20 protein-coding genes are annotated in these 22,435 nt (G+C 71.3%); 8 read left to right on the forward strand and 12 right to left on the reverse strand.

What is annotated here, in order from left to right; translation table 11 throughout:
- Positions 1–32: 32 nt before the first annotated feature.
- The 3 genes from FHS29_RS16280 to FHS29_RS16290 all read right to left on the reverse strand — a co-directional run bounded on the left by FHS29_RS16280 (position 33) and on the right by FHS29_RS16290 (position 3,723).
- On the reverse strand, positions 33–644 hold the full coding sequence (locus FHS29_RS16280) for a hypothetical protein (RefSeq protein ID WP_184691475.1): 612 nt from the start codon (positions 642–644) through the stop codon (positions 33–35).
- A 42-nt stretch (positions 645–686) separates the two neighbouring features.
- Positions 687–1,268 carry a hypothetical protein gene (locus FHS29_RS16285; protein ID WP_184691476.1) on the reverse strand — a complete coding sequence of 194 codons (582 nt, stop codon included), beginning with the start codon at positions 1,266–1,268 and terminating at the stop codon, positions 687–689.
- Positions 1,269–1,407: 139 nt separating this feature from the next.
- Positions 1,408–3,723: a sodium-translocating pyrophosphatase gene (locus FHS29_RS16290; protein WP_184691477.1), complete on the reverse strand. Its 2,316-nt coding sequence runs from the start codon at positions 3,721–3,723 to the stop codon at positions 1,408–1,410.
- 211 nt (positions 3,724–3,934) lie between these two features.
- On the opposite strand from FHS29_RS16290, the gene FHS29_RS16295 reads away from it, so the two are divergent.
- Positions 3,935–6,487 carry a DNA 3'-5' helicase SftH gene (locus tag FHS29_RS16295; protein ID WP_246440412.1) on the forward strand — a complete coding sequence of 851 codons (2,553 nt, stop codon included), beginning with the start codon at positions 3,935–3,937 and terminating at the stop codon, positions 6,485–6,487.
- Between the two features lie 21 nt (positions 6,488–6,508).
- Here FHS29_RS16295 and FHS29_RS16300 read toward each other — a convergent pair whose 3' ends face one another.
- From FHS29_RS16300 to ssd, 8 genes are all read right to left on the reverse strand, one after another.
- A complete protein-coding gene (locus FHS29_RS16300) occupies positions 6,509–7,123 on the reverse strand; it encodes a bifunctional DNA primase/polymerase (protein ID WP_184691478.1) in 615 nt (204 codons plus the stop codon).
- Between the two features lie 275 nt (positions 7,124–7,398).
- Positions 7,399–7,815, reverse strand: a complete 417-nt coding sequence (locus FHS29_RS16305; RefSeq protein WP_184691479.1) for an Rv3654c family TadE-like protein — start codon at positions 7,813–7,815, stop codon at positions 7,399–7,401.
- Between the two features lie 43 nt (positions 7,816–7,858).
- On the reverse strand, positions 7,859–8,194 hold the full coding sequence (locus FHS29_RS16310; RefSeq protein WP_184691480.1) for a TadE family type IV pilus minor pilin: 336 nt from the start codon (positions 8,192–8,194) through the stop codon (positions 7,859–7,861).
- An 83-nt stretch (positions 8,195–8,277) separates the two neighbouring features.
- Entirely contained in the window at positions 8,278–8,415 is a 138-nt protein-coding gene (locus tag FHS29_RS16315) for a DUF4244 domain-containing protein (protein WP_246440316.1), read from the reverse strand.
- A 52-nt stretch (positions 8,416–8,467) separates the two neighbouring features.
- Entirely contained in the window at positions 8,468–9,022 is a 555-nt protein-coding gene (locus tag FHS29_RS16320; RefSeq protein WP_184691482.1) for a type II secretion system F family protein, read from the reverse strand.
- Positions 9,023–9,190: 168 nt separating this feature from the next.
- A complete protein-coding gene (locus FHS29_RS16325) occupies positions 9,191–9,952 on the reverse strand; it encodes a type II secretion system F family protein (RefSeq protein ID WP_184691483.1) in 762 nt (253 codons plus the stop codon).
- The gene (locus FHS29_RS16330; protein WP_184691484.1) at positions 9,949–11,094 is read right to left on the reverse strand and encodes a TadA family conjugal transfer-associated ATPase; all 1,146 of its coding nucleotides are present in this window, start codon (positions 11,092–11,094) and stop codon (positions 9,949–9,951) included. Before FHS29_RS16330 ends, FHS29_RS16325 begins: the two co-directional genes overlap by 4 nt.
- Before the next feature lie 29 nt (positions 11,095–11,123).
- Positions 11,124–12,227: a septum site-determining protein Ssd gene (gene ssd, locus FHS29_RS16335; RefSeq protein WP_184691485.1), complete on the reverse strand. Its 1,104-nt coding sequence runs from the start codon at positions 12,225–12,227 to the stop codon at positions 11,124–11,126.
- Between the two features lie 465 nt (positions 12,228–12,692).
- On the opposite strand from ssd, the gene FHS29_RS16340 reads away from it, so the two are divergent.
- From FHS29_RS16340 to murQ, 6 genes are all read left to right on the forward strand, one after another.
- A complete protein-coding gene (locus FHS29_RS16340) occupies positions 12,693–13,505 on the forward strand; it encodes an HAD-IB family hydrolase (RefSeq protein WP_184691486.1) in 813 nt (270 codons plus the stop codon).
- Positions 13,506–14,394: 889 nt separating this feature from the next.
- Entirely contained in the window at positions 14,395–16,110 is a 1,716-nt protein-coding gene (locus FHS29_RS16345; protein ID WP_184691487.1) for a glycoside hydrolase family 3 protein, read from the forward strand.
- 59 nt (positions 16,111–16,169) lie between these two features.
- Positions 16,170–17,393: an exo-beta-N-acetylmuramidase NamZ family protein gene (locus tag FHS29_RS16350; protein ID WP_312864937.1), complete on the forward strand. Its 1,224-nt coding sequence runs from the start codon at positions 16,170–16,172 to the stop codon at positions 17,391–17,393.
- A gap of 10 nt (positions 17,394–17,403) precedes the next feature.
- Positions 17,404–19,131, forward strand: a complete 1,728-nt coding sequence (locus tag FHS29_RS16355) for a serine hydrolase domain-containing protein (RefSeq protein ID WP_312864938.1) — start codon at positions 17,404–17,406, stop codon at positions 19,129–19,131.
- A gap of 110 nt (positions 19,132–19,241) precedes the next feature.
- Entirely contained in the window at positions 19,242–20,156 is a 915-nt protein-coding gene (locus FHS29_RS16360; RefSeq protein WP_184691489.1) for a MurR/RpiR family transcriptional regulator, read from the forward strand.
- Positions 20,153–21,085: an N-acetylmuramic acid 6-phosphate etherase gene (gene murQ, locus FHS29_RS16365; protein ID WP_184691490.1), complete on the forward strand. Its 933-nt coding sequence runs from the start codon at positions 20,153–20,155 to the stop codon at positions 21,083–21,085. The genes FHS29_RS16360 and murQ overlap by 4 nt, the downstream gene beginning before the upstream one ends.
- Here murQ and FHS29_RS16370 read toward each other — a convergent pair.
- Entirely contained in the window at positions 21,054–21,503 is a 450-nt protein-coding gene (locus FHS29_RS16370; RefSeq protein ID WP_312864940.1) for an Lrp/AsnC family transcriptional regulator, read from the reverse strand. The two genes, murQ and FHS29_RS16370, sit on opposite strands and share 32 nt — an antisense overlap.
- A 106-nt stretch (positions 21,504–21,609) precedes the next feature.
- Here FHS29_RS16370 and FHS29_RS16375 point away from each other — a divergent pair, with 106 nt between their 5' ends.
- Complete coding sequence (locus tag FHS29_RS16375) at positions 21,610–22,425, forward strand: tryptophan 2,3-dioxygenase (RefSeq protein WP_184691491.1); 816 nt, start codon at positions 21,610–21,612, stop codon at positions 22,423–22,425.
- Positions 22,426–22,435: the final 10 nt, after the last annotated feature.

Raw genomic sequence — 22,435 nt, forward strand, 5'->3', positions numbered from 1 at the left:
ATCCCGCCCGGCCGGAGACGGTCAGGCCGTGATCAGCCGCCCAGGCCCTTCAGCTTCTCGCCCATGGCGACGCACTCGGGCGCCTCCTTGAGGGCCGCGCCCAGCTTCGGGTCTTCCTGGAGCTTCTTGATCTGCTCCTGGAGCTTGGTCGGGTCGGCCTCGTCCCCACCGAGCTGCTCCAACTTGGTGGCGAACTCCGGGTCGTTGGGGTCCAGCTTGGCCAGCTCCTCGCTCGCCGTGTTCAACGACTTCCCGGAATCGGTGAAAAACTTCACCAGTTCGTCGTGCAGGGCCTGCGCCTCGGGTGACGGCGCGCCCAGGTCGTCCAGCTTCTTGCCGGCGTCGGCCAGCGACTGGCCGGACTTCGTGGCGTAGTCCAGCAGCGCCTGCTTCTGCGCCGCCGGGTCGGTGCCCCCGCCGCCGAGCATGGTCTTCAGCAGCTCCACCACGCCCTCGATGGTCGGCGTGATGCCCTCGCAGAACGTCCCGGCCCACTTGACCGGGTCGGCCGAGGCCGCCGTGGTGGTGGTCGTCGTCGGTGCCGCGGACGACCCGGACGACCCCGACGAGCCCGACGAGCCGGAACACGCGCCCGTCACGAGGACGGCCGCGAACACCCCGGCCAGTGCGATGCGATGCTTCACGAGGAATTCCCCCCAATGTCCGAACTGACGCCGGCGAACCTACTACGAGGTGGGGGTCACCGGTGTGGACGGGCGCAGAGTGCGCAGCGCCTGGCAGGCCGGGGCCTTCTCCGCCGCCTCCCGCAGCTCCGGCGTGGCCTCCAGCTGCTTCAGGGGCTCCGCGAACTGGTCCAGCCGCGTGATCGCCTCCCCGGCGGCCTGGAGCCCGCCCACGGGGTCGTTGGCGTCCGCCTGCTCGACGGACGCCTTCGCGTTGCTGAACGACGTGGCGATGTCGGAGAACGTCGTGGCCATCTTCGACACCTGCTCGTCGCCACCCGCGACCGGCGACGGGCCGACCTTGCGAAGCTGGTCGGAGGTCTTGGTGAACGCGTCCGCCATCTGCCCCATGTACGCGCTCATGTCGGCCTTGAGCTTCACCGGGTCGTTCACGTCCAGCTTCGGCGGCGTCTTCGGCACGGACACGAAGGACGAGGCGGCGGAGCACACCTTGTCCATGTAGGCGACGGGGTCGCCGGAGGTGCCGGACGCGGCCGACGACGTCGGAGCGGGGTCGTCGCCACCAGACCCACACCCGGCGGCCAGCGCCACGCCGGCGGCCACGACGGCAAGGCGGATCCTCATCACGGACTCTCCTTCGAAAACGCCGGAACCCACAGTGTGCCCGTGCGAGCAAGCCCTCACACGCGGAAGCGGGCGCCCTCCCACGGGGGAGGACGCCCGCTTCCGACGATCAGCCGGTCACACGGCGACGATCAGCCGGTCACACGGCCCCGTTGCGCACCGAGGTCTCCGCCGGGGAGTCCGCGATGGCCGTGCCGCGCCGCTTGGACACCACGACCGCGACCACGATGACGGCGACCGCCACCAGCGCGATCGCGTACCGCACGCCCGCCGACTCGGAAGGGCCGAACGAGAAGGTCACGATGGCCGGCGCGATCAGCACCGAGACCAGGTTCATCACCTTGATCAGCGGGTTGATCGCCGGGCCGGCGGTGTCCTTGAACGGGTCGCCGACGGTGTCGCCGATGACCGTGGCGGCGTGGGCGTCGGAGCCCTTGCCGCCGTGGTTGCCGTCCTCCACCAGCTTCTTGGCGTTGTCCCACGCGCCACCCGAGTTGGCCAGGAACACGGCCATCAGGGTGCCGGTGGCGATCGCGCCCGCCAGGTAGCCCGCCAACGGGCCGACGCCCAGGCCGAAGCCCACCGCGATCGGCGCCATCACCGCGAGCAGGCCGGGGGTGGCCAGTTCGCGCAGCGAGTCCTTGGTGCAGATGTCCACGACCCTGCCGTACTCGGGCTTGACCGAGCCGTCCATGATGCCGGGGTTCTCGCGGAACTGGCGGCGCACCTCGAACACGATCGCGCCGGCGGCCCGGGTGACCGCGTTCACCGCCAAGCCGGAGAACATGAAGACGACCGCCGCGCCGATCACGATGCCGACCAGCACGTTCGGCGAGAACACCACGTTGCTGAACGCCACCGGCAGGTCTCCGACGACGTCCTTCATGTCGCCGAGCGCCTGCTTGATGGCGTCCTGGTAGGAGCCGAACAGGGCGGTGGCGGCCAGCACGGCGGTCGCGATCGCGATGCCCTTGGTGATCGCCTTGGTGGTGTTGCCCACCGCGTCCAGCTCGGTGAGGATCTGCGCGCCCTCGCCGTCCACGTCGCCGGACATCTCGGCGATGCCCTGGGCGTTGTCCGACACCGGGCCGAAGGTGTCCATGGCCACGATCACGCCGACCGTGGTGAGCAGGCCGCAACCGGCCAGCGCCACCGCGAACAGCGCCACGACCAGCGTGCCGGACAGCAGGAACGCGCCGTAGACCGCGGCGCCGATGACCAGCGCCGTGTAGACCGCCGACTCGAAGCCGACCGAGATGCCGGACAGGATCACCGTCGCCGCGCCGGTCAGCGAGGTCTTGCCGACCTCCTTGACGGGCTTGTGCTCGGTGCCGGTGAAGTAGCCGGTCAGCCACAGGATGACGCCCGCGAGCAGGATGCCGATGATCACCGCGATGGCCGCGATCATCGCCGGGCTGCCCGGCGACGCCTTGACCGCCGCGTCCTCGACACCCTCCAGCGCCCCGAACGAGCTGGGCAGGAAGACGAACGCCGCCACCGTGCACAGCACGGCGGAGATGCCCGCCGAGATGTAGAACGAGCGGTTGATCGCCGACAGGCCGCTCTCGCCGGTCCGCGCACTGGTGATGTAGACGCCGATGACCGCCGTGAGCACCCCGATCGCGGGGACGATCAGCGGGAACAGCAGGCCCTTCGCGCCGAACGCGGCCGTGCCGAGGATCAGCGACGCGACCAGCGTGACCGCGTAGGACTCGAACAGGTCGGCCGCCATGCCGGCGCAGTCGCCCACGTTGTCGCCGACGTTGTCCGCGATGGTCGCCGCGTTGCGCGGGTCGTCCTCGGGGATGCCCTGCTCCACCTTGCCGACCAGGTCCGCGCCGACGTCGGCGGCCTTGGTGAAGATGCCGCCGCCGACCCGCATGAACATCGCGAGCAGCGCGGCGCCGAAGCCGAAGCCCTCCAGCACCTTCGGGGCCTGGCCGGTGTACACCAGCACGACCACGGCCGCGCCGAACAGGCCCAGGCCGACGGTGAACATGCCCACCACGCCGCCGGTGCGGAAGGCGATGCGCATCGCCTTCTCCCGACCGCCGGTCTCCCTCGCCGCGGCGGCCACGCGCACGTTCGCGCGGGTGGACAGCCACATGCCGAGGTAGCCGATGAGCGCGGAGAACACCGCTCCGACGATGAAGAACAGCGACCTGCCGATACGTTCCGCGATGTCGTCCGCAGGGAGCAGGAACAGCAGCACGAACACGATGACGACGAAAATGCCGAGCGTGCGGAACTGCCGGTTGAGGTAGGCCGCTGCGCCCTCTTGAACCGCCTTGGCGATGTCCTGCATCTTCGGGGTGCCCTGGCCGGCGGCCAGCACCTCCCGGAGCAGCACATATCCGACGACGAGGGCAGCCAGGGCGACCACGGCGACCACGGCCACGAGGCCTTGGTCACCTCCGGAGAGCTGTAGGCCCTCCGCGAGGGATTGCCGGGACATCCGTCCTCCTGGTGAGTTTTCCAAGCCCAATGGCGGGAAGCACCCCGTTACACCGGGACCTGCCTCCACCGCACTCGACGGTGAGCCCCGACACAACGTGACGCACCCCTCATTGGATGCGATAGCGGCGGAGTCTATTCATAGCCCGCAAGTCGGCAACGATCAGTCTCGATCCGTGCACACACCGTTATCCGCGCAGGAAGCAACCGTGATGTCGGTGGGGTGTGCGAAGCTGCGCTCCGTGGCGAACCAGGGACGTCGATTGTTGGACCGGGTCCTCGCCGGAGTCCCGGCCGGCGAATCGCCGCTGACGCACAGCGCGGACCTGCCCCAACGGCCGGCGCAGACCGTCCCGTGGCCGTCCTGGGCGGCGGCGGACGTGGTGTCGGCGCTGGTGGAACGCGGTGTTCCGGAACCGTGGCGGCACCAGGCGGAGGCGGCGGAGCACGCTTGGGCGGGGCGGCACGTGGTGGTCGCGACGGGCACCGCGTCGGGCAAGTCGCTGGCATACCAATTGCCGGTGCTCAGCGCTGTTCACAGTGATCCGAAGGCAACTGCTCTGTACCTGTCCCCCACCAAGGCGCTGGGTGCCGACCAGTTGCGGTCGGTGCAGGGGCTGGGCGTGCCGGGGGTGCGCGCGGCGTCGTTCGACGGCGACACCCCGATGGCCGAGCGGGACTGGGTGCGGGCGCACGCGAACTGGGTGTTCACCAACCCGGACATGCTGCACCGGGGCGTGCTGCCGAACCACGCGCGCTGGATCAGGTTCTTCCGGCGGCTGTCGTACGTGGTGATCGACGAGTGCCACTCGTACCGGGGCGTGTTCGGGTCGCACGTGGCGCTGCTGATGCGCCGGCTGCGCCGGGTGGCCCGCCGGTACGGCGCGGACCCGGTGTTCGTGCTGGCGTCGGCGACCGTGGCGGACCCGGCGACTTCGGCTTCCCGCTTGGCGGGCGTGCCGTGCGAGGCGGTGACCGAGGACGGTTCGCCGCGCGCGGCCCGGACGGTGGCGCTGTGGGAGCCGCCGCTGCTGGCGGAGCTGGAGGGCGAGAACGGCGCGCCCGTCCGGCGGTCGGCGGGCGCGGAGACGTCGCGGATCCTGGCCGACCTGGTGGTGGAGGGCGCCCGGTCGCTGGCGTTCGTGCGGTCGCGGGTGGGCGCGGAGCTGACGGCGCTGGGCGCGCGGCGCGTGCTGTCGGAGGTCGACCCGGAGCTGTCGACGCGGGTCGCCGCCTATCGCGGCGGTTACCTGCCGGAGGAGCGACGGGCGTTGGAGCGGGCCGTGTCGCGCGGTGACCTGCTGGGGGTGGCGACGACCAACGCGCTGGAGCTGGGTGTCGACATCGTGGGCCTGGACGCCGTGGTGGTGGCCGGTTTCCCGGGAACGCTGGCGTCGTTCTGGCAGCAGGCGGGCCGGGCCGGGCGGACCGGCGACGCGGACTCCCTGGTGGTCTTCGTGGCCCGGGACGACCCGTTGGACACCTACCTGGTGCACAACCCGTCGGCGGTGCTGGACAAGCCGGTGGAGGCGACGGTCCTGGACCCGACCAACCCGTACGTGCTGGAACCGCAACTGGCCTGCGCGGCAGCGGAATTACCGCTGACACCGGACTCCTTGGACGACTTCGGCGGCCCGCTCGCCGTGGCGGTGCTGGACGACATGGTGGCGCGCAAGGTGCTGCGGCGCAGGCCCAACGGCTGGTACTGGACGTCCCACGACCGCCCGCACGCGGCGGTGGACATCCGGGGCTCGGGCGGCGAGCAGGTCGTGGTCGTGGAGGGCGATTCGGGCCGGATGCTCGGCACCGTCGACCCGGGCGCGGCGTGCTGGACGGTGCACGACGGCGCGGTCTACCTGCACCAGGGCGAGTCGTACGTGGTGGACCGGCTGGACCTGGACAGCGGCATCGCGTTGGTGCACGCGGAGAAGCCCGACTGGTCGACCACAGCCCGTGACACCAAGGACATCAGCGTGGTGCGGACCCTGGAGGAACGCGTCCACGAAGGCGTGACGGTGTGCCTCGGCGAGGTGGAGGTGACCTCGCAGGTGGTGGGCTACCTGCGGAAGCTGCCGTCCGGCCAGGTGATCGACTCGGTGCCGCTCGACCTGCCGGCGCAGACCCTGACGACCCGCGCCGTCTGGTACACGGTGAGCGAGGAACTGCTGGGTAGTGCGCCGGGGGGCGCCGGTCTGGCTCCGGCGCGCATCCCCGGCGCACTACACGCCGCCGAACACGCGGCGATCGGCCTGCTACCCCTGTTCGCAACGTGCGACCGCTGGGACATCGGCGGCGTCTCGACCGCGCTGCACCAGGACACCGGGGAGGCGACGGTGTTCGTGCACGACGGTCATCCGGGCGGTGCCGGTTTCGCCGACCGCGGCTTCGCCGCGGTGATCCCTTGGTTGGCCGCTACGAGGGAGGCCATCGCTTCTTGTACGTGCCCGGCCGGATGCCCGTCCTGCGTTCAGTCGCCGAAGTGCGGGAATGGCAACGATCCGCTGGACAAGGCGGGCGGGGTGGCCGTGCTGGACGTCGTGCTGAGGCGTGTCGGGGAGAGGCCACACGACGTCCGGCACGGCCAAGTCGGTAGTGCTGGTGTTCCCGGCGGTTCTGGTGTTTCCCGCGCTGCCGGCCCTGCTGGTGGTGCTGGTGCCGGCCCTGCCGGCCCCGCCGGTGGTTCCGGTGGTGGCAGCAGCCCTGCCGGTGATCCCGACCCGACCGGTGGTGCAGGTGGACTTGAACCCGGTGCCGCCGGAGGCTGAGCCGACCGACGGCACCGGTGGTCAGAGCCGCTCGGCCGTGAGCAGGCCGTAGTCGGCGGGGGCGTGCACGGCCTCGGTCAGCGCGTCCTGCACGACGCCTGGCCGGGGCAGCTGCCACGCGCAGATCTGTGGCTTGACCCGCCAGTGCACGACGCCGTGCTGGAACGGGGTCGGCGGCAGCGGGACGTACTCGCCCTGCCCGTAGTGGTGGATGTCGTGGTCGGCCACCCAGTCCGCTCGCAGCGACTCGCCGGTGGTGACCAGGAACATCCAGCGACCGGACGGCGTCGCCAGGATCGGCGCCGGCGCACCGGCCGCCCGCAGCGCCACGGCGGCCCGCCGCCCGAGGTCGGCGCCGACCTCGATGGCGTCCACGCCGTGCCCGGTGGCCAGCAGGATGCTGTAGGAGTGCCCCGCCCACCAGGTGGCGACCCGCTCGGCCTTGGTGCCGATGCGCTCCTGCCAGTCGTGGTGCACCGGGGCCGGACCGTCGTGCTCGACGCCATCACGACCGGCCCACCGGTCACCGGCCGGATAGGTCCCCGGCAGCACAGGCCACCCGTGCCACGCGAGGTTGACCGCCTCTGCGCGCAGCTCGATGCGGAAGGCCCCGCGCCAGCTATCCGACCACTCCATCTTTCGTTCGCCTCCTTGTAGAACCACGACACCGTGTCGGGTGTTCTTCGACACCGCGTCGGTGCCTCCACTTGAACTAACGACATGACAGGGACTTCTGGTAACCACCTGTCGACAACTGGTAGGTACGGAACGGCGAACGCAGCTCCACCGGACGGCCGACAGAACGCCCTCGTTCCTGTCGACTCCCGCCGAAGCCGCATCCAGCGGGTATGTGAGTCCGCTCACCGCCGGAAGGCGACCGTTCGTCGCGTCAGAGGCGGTCCGGGGCCGGCTCACCCTTCACCCGCGCCGGCACGGGCACGCGCGCTGGGCGCACCGACCACCGAGCCCGGACCCCTCACCTCGACCACCACCTCCCAACCGGTGACGTCGCAGGCGACCAGCTCGGCACCCATCTGTTCGGCCACCCACGAGGCTTTTCCGCAAGTGTGCGGACTCCCGTCGACCAACCACCCGGCCGCCGCGACCGCAGCGAGATCGGCAGCAGCCGCAGCCCGATGCCGAGCGATCACCACCTCCCCGAGCCACACCCCGAACACCACGAGCGAACCCAGCACCCCCAGAACCGCCACAGCCACGACAGTCGCCACCCCACGGTCATCCTCGATCAGCGACCGCCGGCGATCACGCCCCGCCGGCAACCGCCACCGGCCAACCGCGATCGCAAACCGCCGTTTGGCCTCGCCCATCGACGCCCGGCGCTGATCACTTCCCATCGACGCCCGCCGGTGATCACTTCGCATCGGCAACCGCCGGTGATCCCTCATCGGCGACACCGGGCTCCAGCACGGCATAAGCCCGTGCCCGCAAGTCGATCAGCCACCGCCGTGCACCGACCTCGACCGACGCCGTGTCACCGTCCTGTCGCACGACCAACTCGGCCCCTGCGGGCGCCATGGCCGCCACCGCCGTCGAAGCCCGCGCCGAATCCCCGCGGGCAACCAGCCGAGCGGCCTCCCGAGCGGCGTCCGTGCACCGGAGCTGACCGATCACCAGCATGACCACCTCGACACCGAGGGCGAGGAAGGCAAGCACCCCGCACAGCACCAAGGCCGCCTCAACGGTCACCGAACCCCGGTCCCCACCGCGCAACGCCACGCGGCCAGGCCGGTTTCCCTCGGCCGGCAAGGGATCTGGTGGATCGCCGCTCGTCACGTGCCCTCCGTCAAGGCTTGTTGCAGCAGTCCTCGCAGCAGCCCCTCCACCCAGTCACCACCGAGCAGCGCCAGCAGCAACGCCGCGAACCCGGCTGCGGCCAAGGTCCCGATGGCGTACTCGGCAGTCGTCATTCCTCTGTCGTTCAACATTCCTGCTCCAACTCAGTCTATTGTGGACATTCGGTTACCACTGCGCACCCAGCTGTCCGGCCAGTCCGATCACCACCGGCAGGACGCCCAGGCACAGGAACGCGGGCAGGAAGCACAGCGCCAGCGGCCCGGCCACCAGCACGGCCGCCCGTTGGGCACGGCTCTCCGCCTGGTCGGCGGTACGCGCCCGGATGTCCGCCGCCAGGTCCGCCACCGCCCCCGCAAATGCCGCGCCGGACCTGGCGCTACGCCGGGCGGCACGAGCCAACGGCGCGGTGTCGGGATGGCTCAGGGCAGCCGTCCACGCGGTGGACGGGTCAGCGCCCAACGCCAGCAGGTCGCCGACCTTGCGCAGGTGCTCGGCCGGCCCCGGCGGCACACCGGCCAGCACCGCGTGGACCGCCGTCGCGACCGGCAGACCCGCACGAAGGGTGGCGGCCAGCAGGTCCCAGGTCGCGGGCAGCGCGAACGGGTCCGGTGGAGGCGGCTTGGTCTTGCGCGGCCGTTCGACCGGCGTGTCCAGCCGGGCGATCACCGGCCGCCGTGGCGGATAGGCCAGCAGTGCCGCCGCCAGCAGGAGGAGGATCACGCGATCACCGGCCGTCGTGGCGCGTAGATCGGCGACACCGCCGACCGAAGCAGGATCATGCGGTCACCTGCCGTTCTGCCACACAACCCAACACCGCCGGCCGAAGCGGTTCCATGCGATCACCCAGCCGCTCTGGCACGCAGCCCAGCACCGCCGACCGAAGCGGGGTCATGCGGTCACCTGTCTTGTCAGGTGGGCGCTCCAGCGCAGGCCCGCACAGATCAGCGCGGCCCCGATCAGCAGCAAGACCTGCCCGATGGCGGTGGACGCCAGCACGTCCAGCGGTCCCGAGCCGGTCACCTCGCCCAACAGCACGCCGAGCACCGGCAGTGCGGCCAGCACGGCCGCGCTGGCCCGTGGTCCGGCCATCCGGGCGTGGAACTGGTGGGCGAACCTGGTGCGCTGCCTGAGGTCTTGGCGCACTGCTTCCAGGACATCAGCCAGCGGCACGCCGTGTTCGCTCGACAATCGCCAGGCCCGTGCCAGCTGACGGGTGTCGTTGTCAGCCACGGCTGTCTCCACGTTGCCAGCGCGCGCCGCCGTGGACGCGATGGTCTGGAGCACCTGCTTCGCCGGAGGTCGGGCGTCCTCGGCCGCGCTGATCGCCGCCTGCGCCGGGTGCGCGCCGGACCGCAGTTCGGCGACGAACGCGGACAGGCCCTCCGTGATCGCGGTGGTCGCGGTGAGGTGGTCACGCTCCTTACTGCGGTTCCTTCGGACGTGCCACAACGTCAGGGCGACGAGCGCCCCGGCGACCGACCCGCCGACGCCGAACACGAGACCGAGTGCGGCACCGAGCACGACGACACTCGGCAGGTTCGGACGTCGAACGCGGAAACGCCAACTCCGCCTGCCCCACAACGCATTCAGACGTCCGGCCGCTGAAGGCGGTACGACGAGCAGCGCAGCCGCGAGCAGGAGGAAGCTCATGGCACACCAACCGCAGCCGCGCTGATCAAGCCCCGCAAGGCCTCGCCCGCCGGCTGCCACCCGCCGTCCCGTCGCCACGCCGGTCTGACCACCAGGGTGTCGTGCCGTCGCTCGAACACGCCGATCTCGGCCAGGTAGCGCCCTCCGCCGGCCGCCCGGCGCATGTGCAGGACAACCTGGACCGCCGCGGCCAACTGGCTGTGCAACGCACGTCGGTCCAGCCCTCCCAACGCCGCCAGCGCTTCGAGCCGAGCAGGGACCTCGGCGGGCGAGTTGGCGTGCAACGTGCCCGCACCGCCGTCGTGGCCGGTGTTGAACGCGGTGAGCAGGTCGACCACTTCCGCGCCGCGCACCTCGCCGACGACGATCCGGTCCGGCCTCATGCGCAGGGCTTGCCGGACCAGGTCCCGGACCGTGACCCGACCCGCGCCTTCGACGTTCGCGCCGCGCGCCAGCAGGCGGACGAACTGCGGGTGGTCGGGGTCGAGTTCGCCCGCGTCCTCCACGCAGACCACGCGCTGGTCGTGCGGCACGCAGCCGAGCAGGGCGGCGAGCAGCGTCGTCTTGCCCGAGCCCGTGCCGCCGACCACCAGGAACGTCAGCCTGGCCAGCACCACGGCGCGCAGGAGTCCGGCCGTGGCTCGGTCGAACGTCCGGCCCGCCTCCAGTGCCGCCAGGTCGTGGACGGCCGGCCGGAGGATGCGCAGGGACAGGCAGGTCGACGGGGCGATCGGCGGCAGCACGGCGTGCAGCCGCACGGACCCCGGCAGCCAGCCGTCGACGTACGGCATCGCGTCGTCCAGCCGCCTGCCCGCCTCCACCGCGAGCCGTTGGGCGAGCCGGCGGACGGCCTGCTCGTCGGCGAACGCGACCTCGGTGCGCCTGAGGCCTTCGGTCCCGTCGACCCACACCTGGTCCGGACCGGTGACCAGGACGTCGGTGTTGGACGGGTCGCGCAGCAGCGGTTCGAGCAGGCCCGCACCGTCGAACTCCTGCTGCATCAAGGTCAACGCCTGCTGGAGGTCCTCCTGGCAGACCACCCCGCCCGCCTCGCTCCGCACCACCGCGGCGACCGACGCGGAGGTGAGGTCGACGCTCCCGTCCGCCAACCGCTGCCGGACGCGCTCCACGAGTTCATCCACGGCACACCGCCGGAGGGCGCGCACCAAGGTCACACATGGCTGGGCTCCATCGGCCGGACCGCCTTCGGCGGCAAGCGCTTCTGGGCTTGGAGCACGGCCAGCACCTCTCGCGCGGCAGCGGCCAGCGGACCTTTCCAATGCGTGGGGAAATGGCCTTGATCCAGGGCTGTGGCGAGGTGGCGTTGCGGGCGCATGGTGGTGAGCAAGGGGATGCCGACGGCTTTGGCCACCTGACCGGCGTTGATGCCGCTGGGCGACGGGCCGCGCACCACCGCGTGCACGGTGATGCCCCGATCGGTCACCTGGTCGGCGACGCGCTTCGCCGCCGCGCACGCGCGCAGCCGTGCGGGCACGACGAGGACCGCGAGGTCCGAACGGTCCAGGGCGGCGCCGGCGGCCGGGGACAGCTGGCGGGGCACGTCGCAGACCACGGTCTCCCCGGCGCGCCGGCCGGCGTCCACCACGGCCGCCACCGTCTGCGCGGTGGGGTCCGGGCCGTTGCGCGAGCAGGACAGGAAGGTCAGCCGGCCCTCCCCTCGGTTGCGGGTCGGCAGGGCGGCGCGCAGTTCGGCCGCGGGCACCCGGCCGCCGGTGAGCTTGAGGTCCGGCCAGCGCTTGCCCACCTCGTGCTCCGCACCCAGCGCCAGGTCCAGTCCGCCGCCCAGGGGGTCGCAGTCCACCAGCAGGGCCCGGCCCCCGGTGGACAGCACCGCCTGGCCCACGGCGGCGGCCAGCACCGACGCGCCCGCGCCGCCGCAGCCGCCCAGGACGGACAGCACCCGGCCGTCCCCGGAAGGCGCCTCCACCAGGTCCGAGAGGGCCTCCTGGAGGCGACGCAGGCCGGACGGCAACTCGATCACCTGCTCCACGCCCAGGTCCACGGCGGGCGGCCAGGTCTCCGGCGTGGGCGGGCCGGTGGAGACCAGCAGGACGCCCGGTCGGCGGGGCAGCGCCTGGTGCACGCAGGACGCGGCCGCCTTGGCGTCCAGCACCACGGCAGGAGCGGAGTGCCAGTGCGCGCGCAGGGCGGGCACGTCGGGCACCCGTTCGACTTCGCAGCCGGCGACGGCCGCCGCTTGCAGCACGTCGTCCAGCAGGCGGGTTCCGGTCACCATGGCCAGCAGTCGGTTCACAGCTCCTCCTCGGGTCGATCACTTGGGGCGGTGACCACGTTCCCGAGTGGTGAGGAAGGCCACAACCACGGTCGATCAAGTTGTGGACAACTTCTGGGCCTGTGGACAACTCGAAGCCGCGAATCGGCGGTTTCCCAGGTGGGCGGAGCCGGGCGCGGGAAGAGGCGCGCGGGAGGCTCGGAGAAGGGGATGGGTATCGGCGGAGATTTCCGAAACCGACCCCGGACATGGGACGACCCCCGCCAGGGGGGAGGGACGGGGGTCGTCATTGGTTCAGTCCCGGGGGGTCGGACTGAACCTGTCCGGTCGAGCCGGACCCGTCTACTGTATCCCCACGGGACAGGGTCATGCGTGTCTTCCGTTAGAGGGACACGGAAAATTCGGTAGACCGCATCACTGTGAGTTCGTAAAGCGGCGAATGACGGCAGCCACCCGGCCCACCCGGACCGCCCTTAAGCTGGAGCGGTGACCGAGCACGCCACCGAAGGCAGCAGAGTCGCCGCGTTCTTCGACCTGGACAAGACGGTCATCGCCAAGTCGAGCACGCTGGCGTTCAGCCGGCCGTTCTTCCAAGAAGGCCTGATCAACCGGCGTGCGGTGCTGAAGAGCGCCTATGCGCAGTTCGTGTTCATGCTGGCCGGCGCGGACGCCGACCAGATGGACCGGATGCGCTCGCACATCACCGCCCTGTGCGAGGGCTGGGACGTCGAGCAGGTTCGCTCGATCGTCGACGAGACCCTGCACGACATCGTGGATCCGTTGGTCTACAAGGAGGCCACCCAGCTCATCATCGACCACAAGTCCGAGGGGCACGACGTGGTCGTCGTCTCCGCGTCCGGGGAGGAACTCGTCGCGCCCATCTCGTCCATGGTCGGCGCCACGCACAGCGTGGGCACCCGGATGGTCGTCTCCGAGGGCCGCTACTCCGGTGAGGTGGGCTTCTACTGCGCGGGCGAGAACAAGGCCGTCGCGGCGAAACAGCTCGCCGACGAGCACGAATACGACCTGGCGCAGTGCTACGCGTACTCCGACTCCATCTCGGACCTGCCGCTGCTGGAGGTCGTCGGGCACCCCACCGCCGTCAACCCGGACCGCGCGCTGCGCAAGATCGCCGTACAGCGCGGCTGGCCGGTCCTGACGTTCTCCGACCCGGTGTCGCTGCGGGCCCGGATACCGCGTCCGTCGGGCACCGCCGTGGCGGTCACCGCGATCGGGTTGGGCGCGGCGACGGCCGCCGGAGTCGCCTGGTACGGACTGCGTCGCCGGCGTCGCAGCTGATTCACCCGCCGCGGTGCCCCGGTCGGCGGTACCGAATTCGGCGTCACATCGAAAACGGTGTCACACAAGGACTTCCGCTACTGACGGTCGCTTGACCGGTGCACCCCATCGAGCCCTTGCTGTCCCGCCGAAACCGCACTACAAATGGAGATGCGGACCTCGGGTTGGCCATGGACGGAGCGGAAGAGAAGCACCGTTCACCCCGACAGAGCTCCGTGCGCGGACTTCGAGACACCCACGCGCAGCACGCCGCGGGAGGCTTGTCGTCTAGGGACTGCGTATCGGGACGCCGGACGCCGAGTCCAGGTTGGTACGACACGAGTTGCACGCTTGGTAACTCGTAAGTCCGCGCTGCCGGCCGTGCCCCCATTCGTGGAGGGCACGGCCGGTTCGGGTTGGGTCCGGCTGCTTCGCCGTCGACCCGAACACTTCAGTGTCTTCCGGGGGTCGAGCCTCGGAGCCCCTGGGCGCGGGCGACGTGTGAGCCCCCCGGGCGCGGGCGAGACATTGGTTGGCGCGGAGCCTACGGCGTCAGTCCGGCGCGAGAACCCCAGGCGTGGGTGTGGCGTGTGGACCTCGGACGTGGGTGTGGCGTCAGCAAGGCGTGGACCTCGGACCTGGGTGTGGCGCGAGTAGGCGTGAGCGCGCGGGCCGGCCGGGTACCGGGATCGCGGGCGGCGCAGGTGTGGAGTTTCGAGGTGGGGGTAAGGACTTGGGGGTTGAGCGGGAGTAGGTGTACCCGATCGGGTGGCCGGGAGGGAGCGGGGATTGTCGGGGGTCGTCCGCACAATGCCTACGCAGCGCAACCCGTTGACCCGTCACTGTGACGTGGGTAACTTGCCGAATAGGTCCACCAAGTGGTGGGAGATTGCCAAGTGGGGAGGGCACCGTGCTCCGTCCGCTCGTCGCCGCAGCCGTGGTCGCGGCGTCCTTCGCCGTGCCGACCGCCACCGCGCAGGAGCAGCCGCCCCCGCCGCAACCCGCGGTCACCGCGCTGGTGCGGGGCATGTCGCTGGAGCACAAGGTGGCCCAGCTGTTCGTGACCCACCTCAACGGCCAGGCCGCCGACGAGGTGCACCCCGGCAACCAGCGCGACTTCGGCGTCGGCACGCCGGCCGAGGTGGTCGCCAAGTACCAGCCCGGCGGTGTCATCTACTTCAACAACTCCAGCCGCGACAACATCGACACCCCGCGCCAGATCGCCGCCCTGTCCAACGGCCTCCAGCGCGCCGGCCGCATCCCGCTGGCCGTCTCCACCGACCAGGAGATGGGCCTGGTGACCCGGATCGGCGCGCCCGCCACCCAGTTCCCCGGCAACATGGCGCTCGGCGCGAGCCGCCGCACGCAGGACGCCGAGCAGGCCGCCGCCATCACCGCGCGCGAGCTGCGGGCCATGGGCATCAACCAGAACTTCGCCCCGGACGCGGACGTGAACTCCAACCCGGCCAACCCGGTGATCGGGGTCCGCTCCTACTCCGGCGACCCGAACCTGGCGGCCGAGATGACCGCCGCCCAGGTGCGCGGCTACCAGCAGCGCTTCCTGTCCCCCACCGCCGTCTCGGCCGCCGCCAAGCACTTCCCCGGCCACGGCGACACGGACGAGGACAGCCACACCACGCTGCCGCGCGTCGACCGGACCGTGGAGCAGTGGCGCGAACTCGACGCGCCGCCGTTCCGGGCCGCGATCGCCGCCGGCGTCGACTCGATCATGACCGCGCACATCCGGGTGCCGCGGATCGACCCGTCCGGCGAGCCCGCGACGCTGTCCAAGCCCGCTCTGGACCTGCTGCGCCGGGAACTGGGCTACGACGGCGTGGTGATCACCGACTCGCTGGCCATGGCGGGCGTGCGGCAGCTGCACTCGGACGCCGAAATCCCCGTGCTGGCGCTGAAGGCGGGCGTCGACCAGTTGTTGATGCCGGTGGACCTGGGCCTGGCGATCGACAGCGTGGTGGCCGCCGTGCGCAGCGGTGAGCTGACCGAGCAGCGCATCGACCAGAGCGTGCTGCGGGTGCTCCGGATGAAGTTCCTGCGCGGCATGTTGACCAGTCCGTACGTGGACGAGGACAAGGTCGACTCCAGCGTCGGGGCACCGGAGAACGTCGCCGCCGCCAAGGCGATCACCGACCACACGGTCACCGCCGTGCGCAACGAAGCCCTGCCCCTGCCGACGAAGCCGACGGCGGCACTGGTCACCGGTTGGGGTGAGACGTCCACGCGCGCGCTCGCCGAAGCACTCGGCGGCACCGCCCTGCCCACCGGCAGTACACCCACCGAGGCGCAGATCGCCGCCGCCGTCCAAGGGGCCGGGTCCGCCGACGTCGTGGTCGTGCTGACCAACGGCCTGTCCGCGCAGCCCGCCCAGCAGACGTTGCTGACGAGGCTGCTGGCCACCGGGAAACCGGTGATCGCGGTGGCGGTGCAGAACCCTTACGACGTGGCGCACACAGCCGCGCCGAACTGGTTGGCGACCTACTCCCACGGCGTCGGCTCGATGGAGTCGGTGGCGAAGGTGATCACCGGCGAGGTCAAGCCCAACGGCAAGCTGCCGGTCGCGGTGCCCGGTCCGACGCCGTACCCGTTCGGCCACGGCGTGAGCTGGTGACCGGCGTGGGCAGCGGTGCGGACAGTGGTGCGGGCAGAAGAGGTGCGGACAGCGGTGGGGTGAAGCGCAGGCACCTGCTCGTCGGCACGGCGCTCGCCGTGCCGGCTTTCGCGGTCACGCCGGCCCGGGCAGACCGGCGGCTCGCCACCGGAGCGGAGATCGCGGCGGCGGACGGGTGGCGGGTGCTCGACGGCCGGAAGGTCGGCGTGGTCACCAACCCGACCGGTGTGCTGCGGGACCACACGCACGTCGTGGACTCGATGGTGGCGGCCGGTCGTGCGCCGAGAGCCGCGTTCGGGCCCGAGCACGGTTTTCGCGGCACGGCTCAGGCGGGCGGTTCGGAGGGCGACTACCTGGACCCGCGCACGGGTGTCCCGGTGTACGACGCGTACGGAGCGAACGCCGCGAAGCTCGCGGGCATGTTCACCAAGGCGGGCGTCGACACGGTCGTGTTCGACATCGCCGACGTGGGCGCGCGGTTCTACACCTACATCTGGACCATGTACACCGCGATGCAGGCCGCCGCCGCGACCGGCGCGGAGTTCCTGGTGCTGGACCGGCCGAACCCGGTCGGTGGCAGCGCGAAAGGCCCGCAGCTCGACCCGGCCCATGCGACCGGCGTGGGGCGCAAGCCGATCGTGCAGCAGCACGGCCTGACCGTCGGCGAGCTGGCGGCGCTGTTCAACGGCGAGTTCCTGCCGCAGGACGGCGGGCGGGTCGTGCTGCGCACGGTGTGGGCGAACGGGTGGCGGCGCGGTGACCTGGACACGGGATTGCCCTGGGTGCCCCCGAGCCCGAACATGCCGACCCGGGACACCGCGCTGGTGTACCCGGGCACGTGCCTGTTCGAGGGGACGGTGCTCTCCGAGGGGCGGGGCACCACTCGACCGTTCGAGACGGTGGGCGCGCCGGGCATCGACTGGCGGTGGGCGGAGGACCTGAACGCGCTGCGCCTGCCGGGAGTGCGGTTCCGGGAGGCCCACTTCACGCCGACGTTCGGCAAGTTCGCCGGTCAAGCCTGCGGTGGAGTCGCCCTGTATGTCACCCGACCCGGTGAATTCGACGCGATCCGGGCGGCGGTCGCGATGATCGTGACGGTTCGGGCCCGCTACCCGCGGGTGTTCGGGTGGCGGCCGGACTCCTGGATCGACAAGCTCACCGGCTCGGACCGGTTGCGCCGCATGGTCGACGCGGGCGCGCGGACCGACGAGGTGGTCGCCGCGTGGAGCCGGGAACTGTCCGACTTCGACCGCCTCCGCCGCCCGTACCTGCACTACCGGTGAAGGAGCGACCGTGCGCACCTTGCTGACCGCCACCGCCCTGCTCGCCGTCGCGACCCTCGCCGCCGGCCCCGTCGTGGCCGCCCCCGCCGCCTCACCCGCCGACACCGCCGCCTCGCCCGACGCCTCGCCCCACGACACCGTGCAAGACCACCAGCGACGAGGCCGGTTCGACCTGCCTCGTCGCGGCTGGTCGAACGACGTGCTGCGATCGGGTACACCGGAGCGCGTGGGACTCGACCCCGGACCGATCGACGACGCGCTGGAGCAGGTGCGGCGCTACACCGTGCCCGACGCGTCCGGCCACCCGTTGTTCGCGGGCGCGGTCACCCTCCTGGCGCACGACGGTGTGGTCACCACCCACGCCACCGCGGGCTGGGCGCTCCGGTACGCCGATGCCGCCGGCACCGAGCTGCCCGAGGCGCGGAGAGTCCCGATGGCACCGGACACGATCTTCGACCTGGCGTCGATCTCCAAGCTGTTCACGTCGATCGTCGTCATGCGCGAGCAGGAACGCGGCAAACTCGACCTGAACGCACCGGTCGCCCGCTACCTCCCCGAGTTCGGCGTGAACGGCAAGGCCTCGATCACCGTGGAGCAGCTGCTCACCCACACCTCGGGCCTGGAACCGTGGCTGCCGCTCTGGTCGGACTACCCGGACATCCCCAGCCGGATCAAGGCCGTGATGGACGTGACCCCGAAGAGCGCGCCGGGCACCGCGTACGTCTACTCCGACCTCAACCTGATCACGCTCGGCGTGCTGACCCAGCGGATCACCGGCAAGCCGCTGGACGTCCTGGTCCGGGAAGGCATCACCGAACCCCTCGGCCTGCGCGACACCGGTTACAACCCGCCCAGGGCCAAGCTCGACCGGATCGCCGCCACCGAGTTCCAGGGCGCGCGCGGCATGGTCCGGGGCGAGGTGCACGACGAGAACGCCTGGTCGCTGGGCGGCGTCGCGGGCCACGCCGGGGTGTTCTCGACCGCCGGTGACCTCGCCGTGCTCGGCCAGGCCATCCTCAACGGCGGCAGCCACCGCCACCGGCGCATCCTCGAACCGGAGACGGTCGAGCTGATGATGACCGACTTCAACCAGGAGTTCCCCGGCAACTCGCACGGCCTGGGCTTCGAACTCGACCAGCGCTGGTACATGGGTGCGCTGACCTCGCCGAGGACGGCCGGTCACACCGGCTACACCGGCACGACGCTGGTCGTCGACCCGCTGTCCGCGTCGATCGCCGTCCTGCTGACCAACCGCGTCCACCCGAGCCGCGACTGGGGCTCGATCAACCCCGCCCGCCGGGCCGTCGCGAACGGTCTGGCGCAGGCGTTGGGGGTGCAGCCGCGGCGCGGGCCGACCGCGTGGACGCCGACCGCCGGTGGCGGCACGCTCACCACCAAGGCATTGGCGCAGCGGTCCGAGCGCCATCGCGTCGAGTTCAGTGTCTTCGTCGATTTGGATCCAGGCGACCGGGTGGTCCTCCAAGCCGGTGACGGCGGGGACGTCTGGCGAGACCTGAGGACGCTGTCGGAATACGGCGAACGGCGTTGGGAGCGCGTCGAACTCGTCACCGAGGCCGCGGTCCACTACCGCTGGCTCTACATACGGGGCAGCGGGTACGGCGGCCGTGGCGTGTACGTCGACGCGGTGCGGGTCTCGGATGCGCGCGGCGTGCTGGTCGACGCGGAACGCGATCCGGCGTCATTGCGTGCCGAAGGGTGGCGTTCGGTCAGCCGGTAGTGAGCTTTTGGCCGAATACGTAAGGCCACCGGATGGGATTCGACCACGAATGAGGTGAGTTCCGCACGCCATGCGTTGATTTCCGGTTGGACGGTTAGTAAGTTTCCCACGTGTCCACCGAGAACCCCGACGCGAGTCCGCTCGTCAAGATCCGCTCGCTGCTGCCCGGCCTCGCGCGAGCGGAGCAGCGGGTCGCCAAGGTCGTGCTGGACAACCCGGCGACCGTCGCGCACCGCAGCATCACGGAGGTCGCCGAGGCCGCCGGCACCAGCGAGACGACGGTGACCCGGTTCTGCAAGGCCATCGGCGTCGGCGGGTACCCGGAGCTGCGCATCGCGCTGGCCGCCGACACCGCCCGCACGGCCGCCCGCACCGACCGGGACCTCGGCGGCGACATCGGCCCGGCCGACGACCTGCGCCAGGTGGTCGGCAAGGTCGCGTTCGCGGACGCCCGCGCGGTGGAGGAGACCGCCGAGCAGCTCAACGTCGAGACGCTCCAACAGGTCGTCGAGGCGGTCGCGGGCGCGGGACGGGTGGACGTCTACGGCTTCGGTGCGAGCGCGTTCGTGGCGTTCGACCTCCAGCAGAAACTTCACCGCATCGGGCGAACCTGCTTCGCCTGGAACGACACCCACATCGCGCTCACCTCGGCCGCCGTGCTCACCGACGCCGACGTGGCCGTGGGCATCTCGCACACCGGGTCCACCTCCGAGACGGTGGAGGCCCTGCGGGTGGCCAAGGACCACGGCGCGACCACGGTGGCGCTGACGAACTTCCCGCGCTCGCCGATCAGCGAGGTCGCCGACCACGTGCTGACCACCGCCGCCCGCGAGACCACGTTCCGCTCGGGCGCGATGGCCAGCCGGATCGCGCAGCTCACCGTCATCGACTGCCTGTTCATCGGGGTCGCCCAGCGGCACGTGGAGAGCGCCAAGACCGCGCTCGAAGCGACCTACGACGCGGTGTCCGGCCACCGCCTCGGCGCCCGGCCGGACGGCAGGCGCCGGCGGGAGACCGGTAAATGACGCCGCCCCGGCACGATGTCGCGGTCCGGGTGGAGTCGCCCACGGAGTCCCGCAACCCCCGCACCGAGGACATCGACCGGCTGTCCACGTTGGACGTGCTGCGGCTGATCAACACCGAGGACCAGCAGGTGCCGGACGCCGTCGCGGCCGTGCTGCCGGAGCTGACGCGGGCCGTCGACCTGGCGGTGGGCGCGCTGCACGCGGGGCACCGGGTGCACTACGTGGGCGCGGGCACGTCCGGCCGGCTGGCCACGCTGGACGCCGCCGAACTGGTGCCGACGTTCAACGCCCCGCCGGACTGGTTCGTGGCCCATCACGCGGGCGGGTCGGAAGCCCTGGTCAAGGCGGTCGAAGACGTCGAGGACGAGGCCTCCGGCGGTGCCGCGCAGATCCGCCGGCACGCGGTGGCGGGCGACGTCGTGCTCGGCCTGACCGCCTCGGGCCGCACGCCGTTCGTGGTCGCCGCGCTGGAGGAGGCCCGCTCGATGGGCGCGCGCACCGTCCTGGTGTCGAACAACCCGACCGCTCCCCCGGTGGACGTGGACGTGCTGATCGCGGTCGACACCGGCCCGGAGGCGATCGCCGGCTCGACCCGGATGAAGGCGGGCACGTCCCAGAAGCTGGTGCTCACGTCGTTCTCGACGGCCGTGATGGTCCGCCTGGGCCGCACCTACTCGAACCTGATGGTGTCCATGCGCGCCACCAACGCCAAGCTGCGCGGCCGCACGGTCCGCATCCTGCGCGAGGCGACCGGCCTGGCCGAGGACGAGTGCACGACCGCGCTCGCCGACGCGGGTGGTGAGCTGAAAGTCGCACTGGTGCACCTGCTGGCCGGTGTGCCGGCCCAGCGCGCCGCCGAGGCGCTGGACGCGACCGGGGGCCACGTCCGGCACGCGCTCACCCTGCTAGCACCGGGCGCCACGGGATAGGCGTCGACAGCACCATCGCCGACGACGTCTCCCCGTACCCGCCGAGCCGCACCAGCAGCCGCTCCAGCTCGGTGATGGAGCTGGTCACGACCTTGACCACGGAACAGATGTCCCCGGTCAGCCGCACCACCTCGACCACCTCCGGGCAGTCGTCGAGCAGCTCCGGGTGCACGGTGATGCACCGGGGCCCGTAGCACTTCATCCGCACGAGGGCGACCACGGACCGCCCCACGGCCGTCGGGTCCACGGTCGCCCGGTACCCGGTGATCACCCCGGCGTTCTCCAGCCGCCGCACCCGCTGCGCCACGGTCGGCGGCGACACGTGAACGCGCCGCGCCAGCTCGTTGTAGGACAGCCGCGCGTCCTCCTGCAACGCCTCCAGCAGGGCCCAGTCCACGCCGTCCAGCTCTACGCTCACGAACACAAAGCTATCCGCCGCAACGATTTGCAACCACAAGAAGTTCCACGCCGAACACCGCGCGACGCCCATTCAGATCACCGGAACCCACAGCCATGATGAAGTCATGGAATGTCCGGTCGCACCCAAGTTGGACTTCGGCGGCACGACGCCCTACGAGGACTACGTGCACGCTTCCGTGCTGCATTCGTTGCAGCAGCAGTGGTCCCAGGACCCGCGCGAGATGTCGTTCCTGGTGATCACCCAGATCATGGAGCTGTACTTCGGCTTGCTCTGCTTCGAGTGGCGGCAGGCCCAGCGGGAGCTCCGCGTGGACGACCTGCGCGCCGCCGTCCGCACGCTCAAGCGCAGCGACCTGCACATGCAGGCGTTGAACGCGGCGTGGCGGCCGATCGCCCGGATGACGCCGGCCGAGTTCAACTCGTTCCGCGACGCCCTGGGCGAGGGCTCCGGCTTCCAGTCCGGCCGGTACCGCGAGGTGGAGTTCCTGCTCGGCGAGAAGTCCCGCTCGATGCTGGTCCCGCACCGCGCCGTGCCCAGCCAGCACGACGCCCTGGAAGCCCTCCTGCGGGAGCCGAGCCTCTACGACGACGTGCTCGCCGCTCTGCACCGCCACGGCCTGCCGATCCCGGCCGAGGTGCTGGAGCGCGACGTCGCCGAACCGTACGAGCCCAGCGAGCAGGTCGAGCGGGTGTGGGCGGACATCTACCGGGAAGGCTCCCGTGACCTGCTGGAACTGGGTGAGGCGCTGACCGACATCGCCGAGGAGTTCGCCCGCTGGCGCTACGACCACCTGCTCGCGACCCGCCGTTCGATGGGCGCGAAGGTCGGCACCGGCGGTTCGGCGGGGGTCGCGTGGCTGGAGAAGCGCACCCGGCGCTCGGTCTTCCCGGAGCTGTGGACCGCGAGGAGCTACGTGTGAACCCGAACGT

This window comes from Saccharothrix tamanrassetensis, assembly GCF_014203665.1.
Taxonomy (GTDB): Bacteria; Actinomycetota; Actinomycetes; order Mycobacteriales; family Pseudonocardiaceae; genus Actinosynnema; species Actinosynnema tamanrassetense.

Coding starts and splice junctions, on each gene's coding strand:
- FHS29_RS16375 (WP_184691491.1), top strand. CDS start 21,610: ATGGAATGTCCGGTCGCACCCAAGTTGGACTTCGGCGGCACGACGCCC.
- FHS29_RS16305 (WP_184691479.1), bottom strand. CDS start 7,815: ATGGGCGAGGCCAAACGGCGGTTTGCGATCGCGGTTGGCCGGTGGCGG.
- FHS29_RS16285 (WP_184691476.1), bottom strand. CDS start 1,268: ATGAGGATCCGCCTTGCCGTCGTGGCCGCCGGCGTGGCGCTGGCCGCC.
- FHS29_RS16290 (WP_184691477.1), bottom strand. CDS start 3,723: ATGTCCCGGCAATCCCTCGCGGAGGGCCTACAGCTCTCCGGAGGTGAC.
- FHS29_RS16325 (WP_184691483.1), bottom strand. CDS start 9,952: ATGAGCTTCCTCCTGCTCGCGGCTGCGCTGCTCGTCGTACCGCCTTCA.
- FHS29_RS16300 (WP_184691478.1), bottom strand. CDS start 7,123: ATGGAGTGGTCGGATAGCTGGCGCGGGGCCTTCCGCATCGAGCTGCGC.
- murQ (WP_184691490.1), top strand. CDS start 20,153: ATGACGCCGCCCCGGCACGATGTCGCGGTCCGGGTGGAGTCGCCCACG.
- FHS29_RS16295 (WP_246440412.1), top strand. CDS start 3,935: ATGTCGGTGGGGTGTGCGAAGCTGCGCTCCGTGGCGAACCAGGGACGT.
- FHS29_RS16315 (WP_246440316.1), bottom strand. CDS start 8,415: ATGACGACTGCCGAGTACGCCATCGGGACCTTGGCCGCAGCCGGGTTC.